The 13,117-nt window shown below is 75.0% G+C and carries 14 protein-coding genes; 12 read left to right on the plus strand and 2 right to left on the minus strand.

The window, feature by feature from the left end:
* The first annotated feature begins 44 nt into the window (after positions 1-44).
* From H488_RS20130 to H488_RS20140, 3 genes are all read left to right on the plus strand, one after another.
* Entirely contained in the window at positions 45-716 is a 672-nt protein-coding gene (locus H488_RS20130) for a DUF305 domain-containing protein (protein ID WP_017831870.1), read from the plus strand.
* Positions 717-792: 76 nt separating this feature from the next.
* On the plus strand, positions 793-1,065 hold the full coding sequence (locus H488_RS20135) for an SHOCT domain-containing protein (protein ID WP_017831871.1): 273 nt from the start codon (positions 793-795) through the stop codon (positions 1,063-1,065).
* Positions 1,062-2,552 carry a multicopper oxidase family protein gene (locus H488_RS20140; RefSeq protein ID WP_017831872.1) on the plus strand — a complete coding sequence of 497 codons (1,491 nt, stop codon included), beginning with the start codon at positions 1,062-1,064 and terminating at the stop codon, positions 2,550-2,552. The genes H488_RS20135 and H488_RS20140 overlap by 4 nt, the downstream gene beginning before the upstream one ends.
* 78 nt (positions 2,553-2,630) lie before the next feature.
* On the opposite strand, the gene H488_RS20145 is transcribed toward H488_RS20140, so the two are convergent.
* Complete coding sequence (locus tag H488_RS20145) at positions 2,631-3,038, minus strand: four-helix bundle copper-binding protein (RefSeq protein WP_017831873.1); 408 nt, start codon at positions 3,036-3,038, stop codon at positions 2,631-2,633.
* 260 nt (positions 3,039-3,298) lie between these two features.
* Complete coding sequence (locus tag H488_RS35875) at positions 3,299-3,724, minus strand: hypothetical protein (RefSeq protein WP_017831874.1); 426 nt, start codon at positions 3,722-3,724, stop codon at positions 3,299-3,301.
* A gap of 133 nt (positions 3,725-3,857) precedes the next feature.
* Here H488_RS35875 and H488_RS20150 point away from each other — a divergent pair, with 133 nt between their 5' ends.
* The 9 genes from H488_RS20150 to H488_RS20190 all read left to right on the plus strand — a co-directional run bounded on the left by H488_RS20150 (position 3,858) and on the right by H488_RS20190 (position 13,117).
* Complete coding sequence (locus H488_RS20150) at positions 3,858-4,673, plus strand: ATP-binding cassette domain-containing protein (protein ID WP_031282187.1); 816 nt, start codon at positions 3,858-3,860, stop codon at positions 4,671-4,673.
* A complete protein-coding gene (locus tag H488_RS20155) occupies positions 4,670-5,443 on the plus strand; it encodes an ABC transporter ATP-binding protein (protein ID WP_150110239.1) in 774 nt (257 codons plus the stop codon). The genes H488_RS20150 and H488_RS20155 overlap by 4 nt, the downstream gene beginning before the upstream one ends.
* A 60-nt stretch (positions 5,444-5,503) precedes the next feature.
* Positions 5,504-7,048 (plus strand): ABC transporter substrate-binding protein, encoded by a 1,545-nt coding sequence (locus H488_RS20160; RefSeq protein WP_017831877.1) that lies wholly within the window; start codon positions 5,504-5,506, stop codon positions 7,046-7,048.
* Positions 7,049-7,056: 8 nt separating this feature from the next.
* A complete protein-coding gene (locus tag H488_RS20165) occupies positions 7,057-8,916 on the plus strand; it encodes an ABC transporter permease subunit (protein WP_017831878.1) in 1,860 nt (619 codons plus the stop codon).
* Between the two features lie 74 nt (positions 8,917-8,990).
* Positions 8,991-9,812, plus strand: a complete 822-nt coding sequence (locus tag H488_RS20170; protein ID WP_017831879.1) for a metal ABC transporter ATP-binding protein — start codon at positions 8,991-8,993, stop codon at positions 9,810-9,812.
* Positions 9,813-9,814: 2 nt separating this feature from the next.
* Positions 9,815-10,726, plus strand: a complete 912-nt coding sequence (locus H488_RS20175) for a metal ABC transporter permease (protein WP_035924571.1) — start codon at positions 9,815-9,817, stop codon at positions 10,724-10,726.
* Positions 10,723-11,118, plus strand: a complete 396-nt coding sequence (locus H488_RS20180) for a Fur family transcriptional regulator (protein WP_017831881.1) — start codon at positions 10,723-10,725, stop codon at positions 11,116-11,118. Before H488_RS20175 ends, H488_RS20180 begins: the two co-directional genes overlap by 4 nt.
* Before the next feature lie 59 nt (positions 11,119-11,177).
* Positions 11,178-12,188 (plus strand): metal ABC transporter substrate-binding protein, encoded by a 1,011-nt coding sequence (locus H488_RS20185; RefSeq protein ID WP_017831882.1) that lies wholly within the window; start codon positions 11,178-11,180, stop codon positions 12,186-12,188.
* Between the two features lie 215 nt (positions 12,189-12,403).
* Positions 12,404-13,117, plus strand: a complete 714-nt coding sequence (locus H488_RS20190; RefSeq protein WP_031282190.1) for a response regulator transcription factor — start codon at positions 12,404-12,406, stop codon at positions 13,115-13,117.

The following is a 13,117-nucleotide window of genomic DNA, read 5'->3' on the forward strand; positions in this document are numbered from 1 at the left end:
GACCGAACCCCCGAACCCCCGAACCGAAGAGAAGGACACCCACCGTGAAGCGTTCCACCACCCTCACCACCCTCGCCCTGGCCTCGGCCCTCGCCCTGGCCGGCTGCGGCACCAGCGGCGCCCAGGAGGGCGCCGGCACGGACGCGGAGACCGCTGCCCCCGCGGCCTCCGCCCCTGCGGCCACCAGCACCGGTGCGGCCTCCGGCGAGCCGATCGCCGCCGAGCACAACGACGCGGACGTGATGTTCGCCCAGATGATGCTCCCGCACCACGAGCAGGCCGTGGAGATGAGCGAGATGCTGCTGGCCAAGGACGACGTCCCGGCCGAGGTCGCCGAGTTCGCCCAGAGAGTCATCGACGCCCAGGGCCCGGAGATCGAGCGCATGAACGACATGCTCACCGCCTGGGAGGCCGAGCCCCTGGCCGACGCCGAGGACATGGACGGCATGGACCACGGCTCCGGGGCGGGCATGAGCGGGATGATGAGCGAGGAGGACATGTCCGCCCTCGAGGACGCCCAGGGCGCCGGGGCCGCCCAGCTGTACCTGGAGCAGATGACCGTCCACCACGAGGGCGCGGTCGAGATGGCCCAGGACCAGGTCGAGCAGGGGCAGAACCCGCAGGCCGTCGAGCTCGCCCGCCAGGTGGTCGCAGACCAGGAGGCGGAGATCGCCGAGATGGAGCAGATGCTCCAGGAGCTGCCGGACGGTTCCTGACCGCCCCGGTGACCGGCGTCGTCGCCCACGGGCGGCCGCCGGCGGAAGCCGACCGACCGATCGAAGGAGGACCGCGATGATGTGGGGCGACGGCATGGGAGGGGGCATGGGCTGGATGTGGATCTTCTGGCTCCTGCTCGTCGTGGGCACGGTCGTACTGGTCGTCGTGCTCGTGAAGCTGCTCACCGGGAACTCGGGCGGCGGGACCCGGCAGGGCGGTTCCGCGCCGCCGACGGGTGCCGGCCCGCGCCGGTCCCGGGAGATCCTCGAGGAGCGCTACGCGCGCGGGGAGATCAGCACCGAGGAGTTCCGGGAGCGGCTGCGGACCCTGGAGGAGGGCGACCGGTGAGCCCGCTGACCCGCCGGCAGCTGCTGGCCCTGGGCGCGGCCGGCGCCGGCGCCGCGGCCGTGGGCGGGGCCGGGCTGTGGTGGACCGGCGGCGGGGGTGAGGCCATCGGCGGCGGCCGGGAGCTGCTGCAGCCCGAGGTGCTGTCCAGCCGGGACGGGGCCCTGGACCTGGCCCTGGCGGCGGCCCCCGCCCGGGTGCGGATCGGGGCGCGGACCGCGCACGTGCAGGCGTTCAACGGCTCCCTGCCCGGGCCCACCCTGCGGGTCCGCCCCGGCGACACGCTCCGGGTGGCGATGACCAACGGCATGGACGACCCGACGAACCTGCACGTGCACGGTCTGCACGTCTCCCCAGAGGGCAACGGGGACAACCCCTTCGTGAGCATCGCCCCCGGGGACTCCTTCGACTACGAGTTCGCCCTCCCGGACGACCACCCGCCGGGCACCTACTGGTACCACCCGCACCACCACGGGCACGTGGCCGACCAGCTCGCCGCCGGGCTCTACGGGGCCATCGTGGTCGAGGACCCCGACCCCGTCCCGGTGGCCCGGGAGCGGGTGCTGGTGATCTCCGACCTCACCCTGGACGCCTCCGGGGAGCCGGCCGAGGTGTCCCCGCCCGAGCGGATGATGGGCCGGGAGGGGCAGATCGTGCTGGTCAACGGTCAGGTCCGTCCCGGGGCCAGCGCGGCACCGGGGGAGCGGGAGCTGTGGCGGGTCGTCAACGCCTGCCCGTCCCGGTTCCTGCGCCTGAGCCTGGACGGGCAGGGCCTGCGGCTCTCCGGCCGTGACGTCGGCCGGCTGCCCGAGGCGCTCGAGGTCACCGACGTGACCCTGGCGCCGGGCAACCGGGTGGAGCTGCTGGTGGACGCCCGGGCTGGCACCTCCGTCCTGGTGGCCACCCCGGTGGACCGCGGCAGCATGGACGGAATGATGGGCGGGGCCATGCCGGGGGACGGCCCCGGCAACGACGAGCCGATCGAGCTGCTCACCCTGGAGGTCACCGGGGACCCGGTCGAGCCGACCGGGCCCGTGCCCGCCGGGCCGGCGCTGCGGGACCTGCGCGAGGAGCCGGTCGAGGCCCGGCGCACCCTGGACTTCGCCATGGGCATGGGCATGGGCATGGGCGGGATGATGGGCGGCATGCGCGGCCCCGGGCAGATGATGTCCTTCACGATCGACGGCCGGGAGTTCGACGCCGGGCGCACCGACCAGCGGGTCCGGGTGGGCACCGTGGAGGAGTGGACCCTGACCAACTCCAGCCCCATGGACCATCCGGTGCACCTGCACGTGTGGCCGATGCAGGTCGTGGCCGAGGCGGGCCAGGAGGTCTCCGGGCCGCAGTGGCAGGACGTGGTCAACGTCCCGGCCTTCGGGGAGGTGACGGTCCGGGTGGCCTTCGACGACTTCGCCGGCCGCAGCGTCTACCACTGCCACATCCTCGACCACGAGGACCTCGGCATGATGGGCACTCTCGAGGCCCGCTGAGGCCCGCTGAGGCCCGGCGAGAGTGGGGAAGCCCGGTGCGCGGATCCGCGCCGCGCCCGGACCGGCGCCCCGCCGGGCTCAGCCCATCGAGGTGAGGAGGTCGGCGCAGGCCTGCTCGCAGCGGCGGCAGGCCTCGGCGCAGACCTTGCAGTGCTCGTGCATCTCGGCGTGCTCGGCGCATTCGTCCCCGCAGGCCTTGCACGCGGTGCGGCACGCCTCGAGCAGGGCCCGGCCGACCTCGGCGTTGTTGCCGGTCTGACGGGAGAGTGCCTTGCCGGTGGCGGCGCAGACGTCGGCGCAGTCGAGGTTCTTGCGGATGCACTCGGTCAGCTCCGCGACCATGTCCTCGGCCAGGCAGGCGTCGGCGCAGGCGGTGCAGGTCTGGGCGCACTCGAAGCACGCCGCGATGCACTCGGCCAGCTTCTGCCGGTCGATGTTCCCCAGGTCCTTCGGGTAGGTCTCGAGCATCGAGGTCACGTGGGTCATGGTCTCGCTCCTTCGTCCGTCCTGCCGTGGTGCGGACCGGTCGGAACCGGACCGCCGTGCAACCGACAGTAAACTGCCGATCCGGCGTCGTGAAGTCCTGGGCGTTGAAGATTCCGTGAAGAAACCCCCGGCCACGGAGGGGGCGGACGAACCGGTCGGCGCCGGCCGCCGCTGCCGGTCACGCCGGGGCCGTCTCTCCGTCTCCGGCGCGTGCTCCGGCCTCGCCGAGCCGAGCGTCCCGCCTCCGCCGCGCTGACGGCTCAGCGGGTGCGGCGGGACACGGCGGGCGGGGGGCCGAAGCCGCTCACGGCGTCCCGCAAGGACGGCGGTGCGCCGTGCTCGGGCTGGTGGATCCGCTGCGGACCGCCGGAGGCGACCCAGCGGTTCAGCGCCTCCGCCCGCTGGACGTCCTCCAGCCCGCTCAGCCACACGGTGGGACCCACGTGCCCGCTGGGCCCGTCCCGCCGTGCGACGGCGACCAGCGCGGCCATCTCGCACCGGCCCAGGCACGGGGACGAGATCAGGACGGCCCCGGCCGTGCCCCTGACCACCTCCTGGAGGTCCTCCGCCTGCTCGGCGGTCCCGGTCATCCGGCGCAGGCCGGCGCACCGGTGACCCTGGCAGACCGCGACCAGGGGACCGCTGGCGTCGGTGCTGGTCCTGCGCGGGGCGCTCTTGCGGGTCATCGGGTGCCCTCCTGGGTCGGCGAACGAGGTGGCGGACCGGCGGCTCCTAAACGCGCTGCCGCCGGTTTTGTTGTTGAGAATGAAACTCATTACCATAAGAACTCGTTGAGACCGGTTTTGGCAAGGGGGAAGCATGCGCGGTGCGACCGGAGTGGACGTGCGGGGGCTCGACGTGGCCCTGGCCGGACGGCCGCTGCTGCAGGGTGTGGGCTTCCAGGTGCCCCCGGGTCGGCGGGTGGCCCTGCTCGGCGCCTCGGGCTCGGGGAAGTCCCTGACGGTCCTGGCCCTGCTGGGTCTGCTCGGACACCACTTCGGCGTGCAGGGCTCCCTGCGCGCCGCCGGCCGTGAGCTGCCGTGGCGGCAGGCTCCCGGGCGGCGTCCGGGAATGGCCGCGGTCTTCCAGGACTCCCAGGCCGCGCTGAACCCCGTGGTGCGCCTGGACCGGCAGCTGCTGCCCGCCGTGGCCCGCCGGCGCCGGCTCGGTGCGGCGGCCGCCGGCCGGGTCGTGGCGGATCTGCTCCGCGAGGTCGGCTTCGAGGACCCGGCGCGGATCCTGCGGGCCCACCCCTCCCAGCTGTCGGGCGGGCAGCGGCAGCGGGTGTGCCTGGCGCTCGCCATGGCCGCCGCACCGGACCTGCTGGTGGCCGACGAGCCGACCACGGCGCTGGACATGATCAGCCAGCGCCACGTGGTCGAGGCCCTGCGCCGGTGCACCGGCGCAGGCCGCGGCGGGCTGCTGTTCGTCACCCACGACCTGGCGGTCGCCGCCGACCTGTGCGACGACGTCGTCGTCCTGGACCGGGGACGGGTCGTCGAGTCCGGTCCGATCCAGCAGGTGGTCGGATCGCCGCAGGCGCCCTTCACGGCGGCCCTGGTCGAGGCCGCCCGCACCGGTCTCCGTTCCGCTGCGGCTCCGCCGGTTGCCGCCCCGCTGGGCGTGGCCTCGTGAGCCGGGCGGCGGAACCCGCCGTACTGCACGGTGTCGGGCTCACCAGGAGCTACGGCACGCGCTCCGGCGCCGTGGCCGCGGTGCGCGGCGTCGACCTCGCGGTGCGCGATGGGGAGTCGCTGGGCCTGGTCGGCCCCTCCGGATCGGGCAAGTCCACGCTGCTGTCCCTGCTGCTGGGCGTCGAGCGCCCAGACCGGGGCGAGATCCTCTTCGACGGCGTTCCCCTGACCGGCCGGCAGCAGCTCCGGCGGGCCAGGCAGGCCGTGCAGTACGTCCCGCAGGACCCCGCGTCCAGCCTGGACCCGCGGCGCAGCGTCGAACGCCAGCTGCGGGAACCGCTGCGCCGCTTCGGCATCGCGGGCGACCACGCCCCAATGGTCCGGGACGCCCTGGAGCGGGTCGGCCTGGGCGCCGAGCACCTGGACCGGCGCGCCCACGAGCTCTCCGGCGGTCAGGCCCAGCGCGTGGCGATCGCCCGGGCCCTGGTGACCCGGCCGCGGATCCTCCTGGCCGACGAGGCGGTCAGCGGCCTCGACCTGCCGCTGCGCCACCAGGTGCTGGACCTGCTCAAGGAGCAGCACGTCCAAGAGGGACTGGGGCTGCTGTTCGTCTCCCACGACCTCACCGCGGTCCGCTTCCTGTGCCGCCGCGCGCTGGTGCTCGACCACGGGCAGGTGGTGGAGGAGGGCCCCGTCGACCGGCTCCTCGAGACGCCGCGCCACCCGACCACGCAGGAGCTGGTGGATGCGGTTCCGCACCTGGCCCCCTGAGCCGGCGGCCGCACCATCCCTGTCACCCACCACCGATCACCACACCGAAAGGGCCTCCTGATGCCACCCCGCCCCTCCGCTCCCGGTCCCGCCGCTCGCCGCACCGGCCTCGCCGCGGTCAGCCTGCTGCTGCTCACCGGCTGCTTCGCCGAGGGCTCCGGCACCTCCTCCGCCGGGGGAGCCGGCGGCTCGACCGACGGCCGGATCGAGCTCGCCATGCTGCAGCCGCCGCGCTCGGGGCTGTCCCCGCTGAGTGACGACGCCTTCAAGCTCTCCCGCTGGTCCACCGCCGAGACGCTGGTCCGGCTGGACGAGGCCGGGGACGCCCAGCCGATGCTGGCCACCGCGTGGGAGCAGCTCGACGACACCACCTGGTCCTTCACGATCCGGGACGGCGTCACCTTCCACGACGGCACCGAGCTCACCGCGGAGAACGCCGCCGCCTCCCTGGCCCGGGCGGTGGAGGCGGAGCCGGCCCCGCGCATCCTCGACGGGGTGGAGATGAGCGTGGCGGCCGAGGGCGACACCGTGCGGGTCACCACCGCCGGGACAGACCCGCTGGTCCCGCAGCGGCTGTCCAGCCCGCAGCTGTCGGTCCTGGCCCCGGCCGCCTACGAGGGCACCGCCGTGACCCCGGTGGGCCACGGCACGGGTCCGTTCGAGCTCACCGCCGTGGACGGCACCTCCGGGGCCACCCTGGAGCGCTACGACGACCACTGGGCCGGCGCCGCGGCGGCGGCCGGCATCGACGTGTCCTTTGTGCCCGACGGCACCGCCCGGGCCGCCGCGCTGCGCACCGGCGAGGCCGACGTCGTCGAGGCCGTGCCCGTGGGCCAGGCCGCCCAGGTCGAGGAGGACCTCCTCGAGGAGGTGCCGATGCCGCGCACCAACACGCTCTACCTCAACACCGAGGACGGGCCGTTCGCCGACCCCGCCCTGCGCGCCGCCGCCCGGGAGGCCCTGGACCCGCAGCGCATCGTGGACGGGGTCTACGAGGGCCGGGCCGACGCGGCCGCGGGACTGCTGGGCCCGGCGATCCCCTACGCCGCGGAGGGCCGGGACACCGACGCCTACCGCGAGGCGCTGGCCGACCGCGCCGAGGCCGGGGACCCGGCCGGGCGGAAGATCACCATCGGCACCTTCACCGACCGGGCCGAGCTGCCCGAGGTCGCCGTCCAGCTCCAGCAGCAGCTCGAGGCCGCCGGCTTCGAGGTGGAGCTCGAGGTGCGCGAGTACCAGTACATCGAGGCCGACGCCCTGGACGGCGACTTCGACGCCTTCGTCCTCTCCCGCGCCACGGTGCTCGACTCGGGCGACCCAGTGGCCTACATGGTGAGCGACTTCGGCTGCGAGGGCTCGTTCAACCTCTCCCGGTTCTGCTCCGGGGCCGTCGACGACGCCCTGACCGCCGCGGAGCAGGCCGCTCCCGGCGAGGAGCGCCAGGAGGCGATCATGGCCGCCGAAGCGGCGATCCTGGCCGAGGACGCGGCGATCCCGATGCTCCACGAGCGCGTCATCCAGGGTGAGCAGGACGGCGTGGAGGGCGCGGTCCGCGATCCGCGCGAGCGCGAGCTGATCACGGCCGAGACCGCCGTCTCCGAGTGACGGGCCGAGTGAGGGGACGGGGAGGGGCTGAGGCCCTGATCTCCCGCGCCGCGGCCTTCGCCGCCGTCGTCGTGCTGATCGGGGCCCTGCCGTGGCTCTCGGGCAGCAGCCCGGAGTACACGGTGCTGCGCGCCCGCTACGCGGACCGGCCGGCCACCCCGGAGGTGCTGGCCCAGATCCGGACCGAGCTGGGCCTGGACGGCGGCCCGGTGGCCGTCTTCGCCGACTGGGCGTCCGGCGTCCTCACCGGGGACCTCGGCACCTCCTGGATCAGCGGGCGCCCGGTCCTGCCCGGCGTCCTGGAGTCCATGGGGGTGTCCCTGACGCTGATGGGCGCGGCCCTGCTCGTCGCCCTGCTCGTGGCCGCCGTGACCTGTGTGCCCACCGTCCGCAGCGGGCTCGCCGGGCGCCCCGTCCGCGGGGCCGGGGCGGCGGCCGCCGCGCTGACCGCGCTGCCGGAGTTCCTGCTGGCGGCGGTGCTGCTGATCGTCGTGGCCGTCTGGGCGGGCTGGCTCCCGCCCTACGGATGGCAGGGGCCCGAGCACGTGGTGCTCCCGGCCCTGGCGCTCGGCCTGCCCGGGGGCGGGCTGATCGGCCGGCTGCTCTCGACCGCCCTGGCCGGCGCCTTCACCGAGCGCTGGGTGCACACCTGGGCCGTGGCCGGGCACTCCCGGCCGCGGATCGCGCTCGCGGCGCTGCACCGGGCCCTGCCCGGGGTGATCGGGCAGATCGCTCTCGTCGTCGTCGGGCTCACCGGCGGGGCGGTGCCGGTCGAGGAGGTCTTCGCGATCCCCGGCCTGGGCCGGACCCTGCTCGGGGCCGCGGCGGCCCAGGACATCCCCGCCCTGCAGGCGGGGATCCTGCTCCTGCTCGTGCTCGCCGCGCTGTGCGGTGCCCTGGCCGCCCTGGCCCGCCGGGCGCTGCTGGGGCCGGCCGCCCGCTCCGGGGACCTGCCCGTCCCCGGGCCGCCCCCGGGGCGGCGCCGGGCGTGGTGGACGGTGCCGGTCGTCTCGGGGGCCCTGCTGCTGTGGCTCGTCGTCGCCGGACTGCTCCGGGACCCCTACGCCTCCGCCCACGGGCGGCTCGAAGCGCCCTCCTGGGCGCTCCCGCTGGGGGCCGACGCGTCCGGCCGCGACGTGCTGGCGCGCGTGGGCCACGGCGCCCTGGACACCCTGGGCCTGGCCCTGGTCGTGGTCGCCGCCTGCCTGGTCATCGGTCTGGCCGTCGGGATGACCGGGACGTGGTCCACCGGGCCGGTCGAGGTCACCAACGCGGCACCGCCGATCATCGCCGGCATCCTCGTCGTGGCGGTGGCCGGCCCCTCCGCGGCCGGAGCCGCCCTGGCCGTCACCCTGGTGAGCTGGGCACCGCTGGCCGCCCACACCGCCGCCCTCGTGGCCGAGATCTCGGCCCGGCCCTACGTCCGGGTGCTGCCCCTGCTCGGGGTGGGCCGGACCCGCATCCTGGCCGGGACCGTCCTGCCCACCCTGCTGCCGGAGGTGACCCGGCACGCGGTCCTGCGCCTGCCCGGCACCGCCCTGGCCATTGCCGGCCTCGGCTTCCTGGGCCTGGGGCAGCAGCCGCCGGCCCCGGAGTGGGGGCTGCTGCTGGCCGAGGGCATCGGCTACGTCGAGCGCGCCCCCTGGACCGTGCTCGGGCCCGCGGGTGCCCTGGTGCTCGCCTCCGTCCTGGCAGTCTCACTCTCCAGCGCCGACGTCGCGAGGCGGACGGTCCGTCCTGGGCGGGGGCCTGCCGAGGCGGGACCTGCCGAGACGGGACCTGCCGCCACGGCGTCTCCTGCCGCGCTGTCCGTTCCGCGCCGGGGGGAGGACGCCGTGCGGTCCGCCGTGCAGCCGGCGCGGCGCTGATCCCGGCGGCACCGGTCCGCCGCGGAACCGGTGCCGAATTGACCATCGTTCTCATTTTCTTGAGAATGGCTCTCATGAAACTTCGATCCACGCCGGAGGCACCGGCCCCCGCGGACCGCTCGGCGATCCGCACGGAGGACCTCACCGTGGTCCTCGGCGCCACTCCGGTGCTGCGCGGGGTCGACCTCGCTGTGGCCGAGGGCGAGGCCGTGGCCCTGATGGGCGGCAACGGCTCCGGGAAGTCGACCCTCATCAAGTCCCTGCTCGGGATCGTGCCCGTCGACTCCGGCGAGGCCCGGCTGTTCGGCGCCGACGTCACCGGCGCGCGCCGGGCCGTGCCGTGGTCGCGCATCGGCTACGTCCCTCAGCGCGTCGGCGTCGGCGCCGGGGTGCCGGCCACCGCGCTCGAGGTCGTGGCCTCGGGGCTGACGGGACGCCGGCGCCTCCGCCCCGGCCCCGGGGCCCGGCGCGCGTGCCTCGACGCCCTGGAGCAGGTGGGACTGGCCGACCGGGCGGGCGAGAGCGTGGCGATCTTCTCCGGCGGCCAGCAGCAGCGGGTGCTGATCGCCCGGGCGCTGGTGCGGCGGCCCCGGCTGCTGCTGCTGGACGAGCCCCTGTCCGGGGTGGACCAGGTCTCCAAGGAGGCCATGGCCCGCATCCTGGCGCAGCTGCAGGCCGACGGCACCACGCTCCTGGTGGTGCTCCACGAGCTGGGCGAGCTGGCCCCGCTGCTGGACCGCGCCGTGGTGCTGCGCCACGGGCGCATCGTCCACGACGGCAGCCCTCCGCTGCCGGCCCCCGGGCACGACGCCCCCGATCACGAGCACCTGCACCCCCACGGGGACGAGCACTCCGCCGTCCCGACCGCCCCCGATCTCCACGGAAAGCCCCAGTGACCATGATCGAGACCCTCGCCGCCATGCTGGCCAGTCCGCTGATGCAGCGCGGCCTGCTGATCGCCGCCCTCGTGGGCGTCTCCGCGCCGGTCATCGGCACCTACCTGGTCCAGCGGCGCCTGGCGCTGCTCGGCGACGGCATCGGCCACGTCGCGCTGACCGGGGTGGCCATGGGCTGGCTGGCCGGCTCGGCGGCCGGACTCACCCCGCACGACGCCCTCGCCGTGCCCGGGGCGGTGGTCGCCGCGGTCATCGGCGCGGTGCTCATCGAGGTGATGCGCACCAAGGGGCGCACCAGTGGCGACGTGGCGCTGGCCCTGCTGTTCTACGGCGGCATCGCCGGCGGCGTGCTGCTGATCGGGCTGGCCGGCGGCACGTCGGCGAACCTCACCGGCTACCTCTTCGGGTCCATCGCCACCGTCACCCCCCTGGACGTCTGGCTCACCGCCGGGCTGGCCGCGGTGGTCCTCGGCCTCGGGCTCGGACTGCGCCCGGCGCTGTTCTCCCTGTGCCACGACGAGGAGTTCGCCCTCGCCACCGGTCTGCCGGTGCGGGCGCTGAACATCATGGTGGCCGTCATGGCCGCCCTGACCGTCTCCGTGTCGATGCGCGTGGTCGGCGTCCTCCTGGTCTCCGCCGTGATGATCGTCCCGGTGGCCGTGGCCCAGCTGGTCACCCGCTCCTTCGCCGGGACCATGGGGACGGCCATGGCCGTCGGGGTCGGGGTCTGCGTCACCGGCCTGTCCATCACCTACTTCCACCCGCTGTCCCCCGGGGCCACGATCGTGGTGCTGGCCATCGCCTGCTACGTGCTGGCGCTGCTCCTCCGCCCCCTCCTGGGGCGCGCCCGGCGCCACGGCGCGCCGGATCGCCTCCACGACGTCGAGGACGACCTCCAGCTGCGAGGGGCGTGACCGTGTCCCGGACCACCCGGCAGCGCTCCGCCCTGGCCGAGCTGCTCGAACGGACCCCGGAGTTCCGCTCCGCCCAGCAGCTCCACGCCCTGCTGGGGGAGCAGGGGGAGTCCGTCTCCCTCGCCACCGTCTACCGCAACCTCGGCGCCCTGGCCGAGGCCGGGGAGGTCGACGCCCTCGCCGCCCCCGGCGGGGAGACCCGGTACCGCCGGTGCCGGCGCACCGAGCACCACCACCACCTGGTGTGCCGCCGCTGCGGCCGCACCGTGGAGGTGGCCGAGACCGCCGTCGAGCGGTGGGCCGCCCAGACCGCCCGCCGGCACGGGTTCACCGAGGTCTCCCACGCCATCGAGCTCCACGGGACCTGCGAGGCGTGCCGGCACGACGTCTGAGGGTCGGCCCATCGCGGCCGTTTTGACAATGATTCTCAGATTAACTGAGAATTGTTCTCATGACCCTGTCGCGTGCCCTCGCCGTCCCGCTGTCCCTGACCGCCGCTCTCGCCCTGTCCTCCTGCGCCTCCGGCTCGGGCGACCCGTCGGCCGCCGGCGGGGGATCGAGCGGGACCCTGAGCGTGCAGGCCTCCTTCTACCCGCTGCAGTACGTCACCGAGCGCGTCGGCGGGGACCTCGTGCAGGTGGACTCGTTGACCCCCGCCGGGGCCGAGCCGCACGACCTGGAGCTGTCCCCGGCCGCCGTCGACGGACTGCGCACCGCGGACGCCGTGGTGTACCTCTCCGGTTTCCAGCCGGCGGTCGACGACGCCGTGGCCCAGGCCGCCCCCGAGCACGCCCTCGACGCGGTGCACGCCGGGGTGGAGGGCGAGGAGGCCCACTCCGCCGAGGAGCACGGGGCCGCGGAGGAGGCGCACAGCGAGGAGGCCCACGGCGACGAGGCCTCCGCCGAGGAGCCGCACGCCGAGGACGACCACGGGCACGACCACGGCGGGGAGGACCCGCACTTCTGGCTGGACCCCGACCGGCTCGCCGCGGTGGCCACGGAGGTCGCCCACGAGCTGGCCGAGGTCGACCCGGACAACGCCGAGACCTACGAGTCCAACGCCGAGGAGCTGGCCACGGAGCTGGCCGCCCTGGACGAGGAGTTCGTCGCGGGGCTGGCCACCTGTGAGCGGGACACCATCGTGGTCTCCCACGACGCCTACGGATACCTGGCGGACAAGTACGACCTCGAGCAGGTGGCCATCGCCGGGCTCGACCCCGACACCGAGCCCTCCCCGGCCCGGCTGGCCGAGATCGGCAAGGTGGTCGAGGCCGAGGGTGTCACCACGGTGTTCTCGGAGTCCCTGGTCAACCCGAAGGTCGCCGAGACCCTGGCGGCCGAGCACGGGATCGAGACGGCGGTCCTGGACCCGGTGGAGAACCAGTCCGACGAGAACGCCGACTACCAGCAGGTCATGCGCAACAACCTCGAGGCGCTGCGCACCGCCCTGGACTGCGCCTAGGGCTGCGCAGCCGCCTCCGCCGGGACGCCCGCGAGGTGATGGACCGTCCCGAGACGGATCCGGCGGTCCCCCACCGCGCACGGGCGCGGTGGGGGAGAATGGGAACCGTGAACAGGACGACGGGGACCACCGTGGGCGCAGCCTCTCCGCACCATGACGCGGTGGACCCGGGCCCCGCCCGGACCTGAGCGGGCGCCGCCGACGAAGGAGCCACGATGTCCTCACCTCCCGCGGGTCGTGTGCTGGTGGTCGACGACGAGGTCGACCTGGCGCAGCTCGTCGCGGGATACCTGCGCAAGGCCGGACTCGACGTCGCGGTGCGGCACGACGGCACCGACGCGGTGGCCGCCGTGCGGGACTTCGCGCCACAGGTCCTCGTGCTGGATCTGGGGCTGCCCGGGATCGACGGGGTCGAGGTGTGCCGTCAGGTGCGGACCTTCTCCGACTGCCACGTGCTGATGCTCACCGCCCGCGACGACGAGATCGACAAGATCGTGGGCCTGTCGGTGGGAGCCGACGACTACGTGACCAAGCCGTTCAGCCCGCGCGAGCTCGTGGCCCGGGTCCAGGCCATGCTGCGCCGGGCCCGCACCGGCCCCGCACCCGCCCCGGCGGGGCCGGACCGGGAGCTCGTGGTCGGGGACCTGGTGGTGGACGAGGCCGCCCGGGAGGTCCGCGTGGGCGGGGAGCCGGTGGCGCTGACCCGGATCGAGTTCGACCTGCTGGCCGCCCTGGCGGCCCACCCGCAGGTGGTGCTCTCGCGCCGGCAGCTGGTGGAGATGGTCTGGGACGCCGCTTGGACCGGTGACGCACACCTGGTGGACGTGCACATCGGGCGGATCCGCAAGAAGCTCGGCGACGAGGCCGCCGGCCCGAAGTTCATCCAGACCATCCGCGGCGTCGGCTACCGGATGGGGGCCGGACGGTGA

The sequence above is a fragment of the Kocuria sp. UCD-OTCP genome, assembly GCF_000349605.1.
Lineage (GTDB): Bacteria > Actinomycetota > Actinomycetes > Actinomycetales > Micrococcaceae > Kocuria > Kocuria rosea.

Coding starts and splice junctions, on each gene's coding strand:
- H488_RS20150 (WP_031282187.1), top strand. CDS start 3,858: ATGCGCGGTGCGACCGGAGTGGACGTGCGGGGGCTCGACGTGGCCCTG.
- H488_RS20175 (WP_035924571.1), top strand. CDS start 9,815: ATGATCGAGACCCTCGCCGCCATGCTGGCCAGTCCGCTGATGCAGCGC.
- H488_RS35875 (WP_017831874.1), bottom strand. CDS start 3,724: ATGACCCGCAAGAGCGCCCCGCGCAGGACCAGCACCGACGCCAGCGGT.
- H488_RS20170 (WP_017831879.1), top strand. CDS start 8,991: ATGAAACTTCGATCCACGCCGGAGGCACCGGCCCCCGCGGACCGCTCG.
- H488_RS20135 (WP_017831871.1), top strand. CDS start 793: ATGATGTGGGGCGACGGCATGGGAGGGGGCATGGGCTGGATGTGGATC.
- H488_RS20185 (WP_017831882.1), top strand. CDS start 11,178: ATGACCCTGTCGCGTGCCCTCGCCGTCCCGCTGTCCCTGACCGCCGCT.
- H488_RS20145 (WP_017831873.1), bottom strand. CDS start 3,038: ATGACCCACGTGACCTCGATGCTCGAGACCTACCCGAAGGACCTGGGG.
- H488_RS20160 (WP_017831877.1), top strand. CDS start 5,504: ATGCCACCCCGCCCCTCCGCTCCCGGTCCCGCCGCTCGCCGCACCGGC.
- H488_RS20190 (WP_031282190.1), top strand. CDS start 12,404: ATGTCCTCACCTCCCGCGGGTCGTGTGCTGGTGGTCGACGACGAGGTC.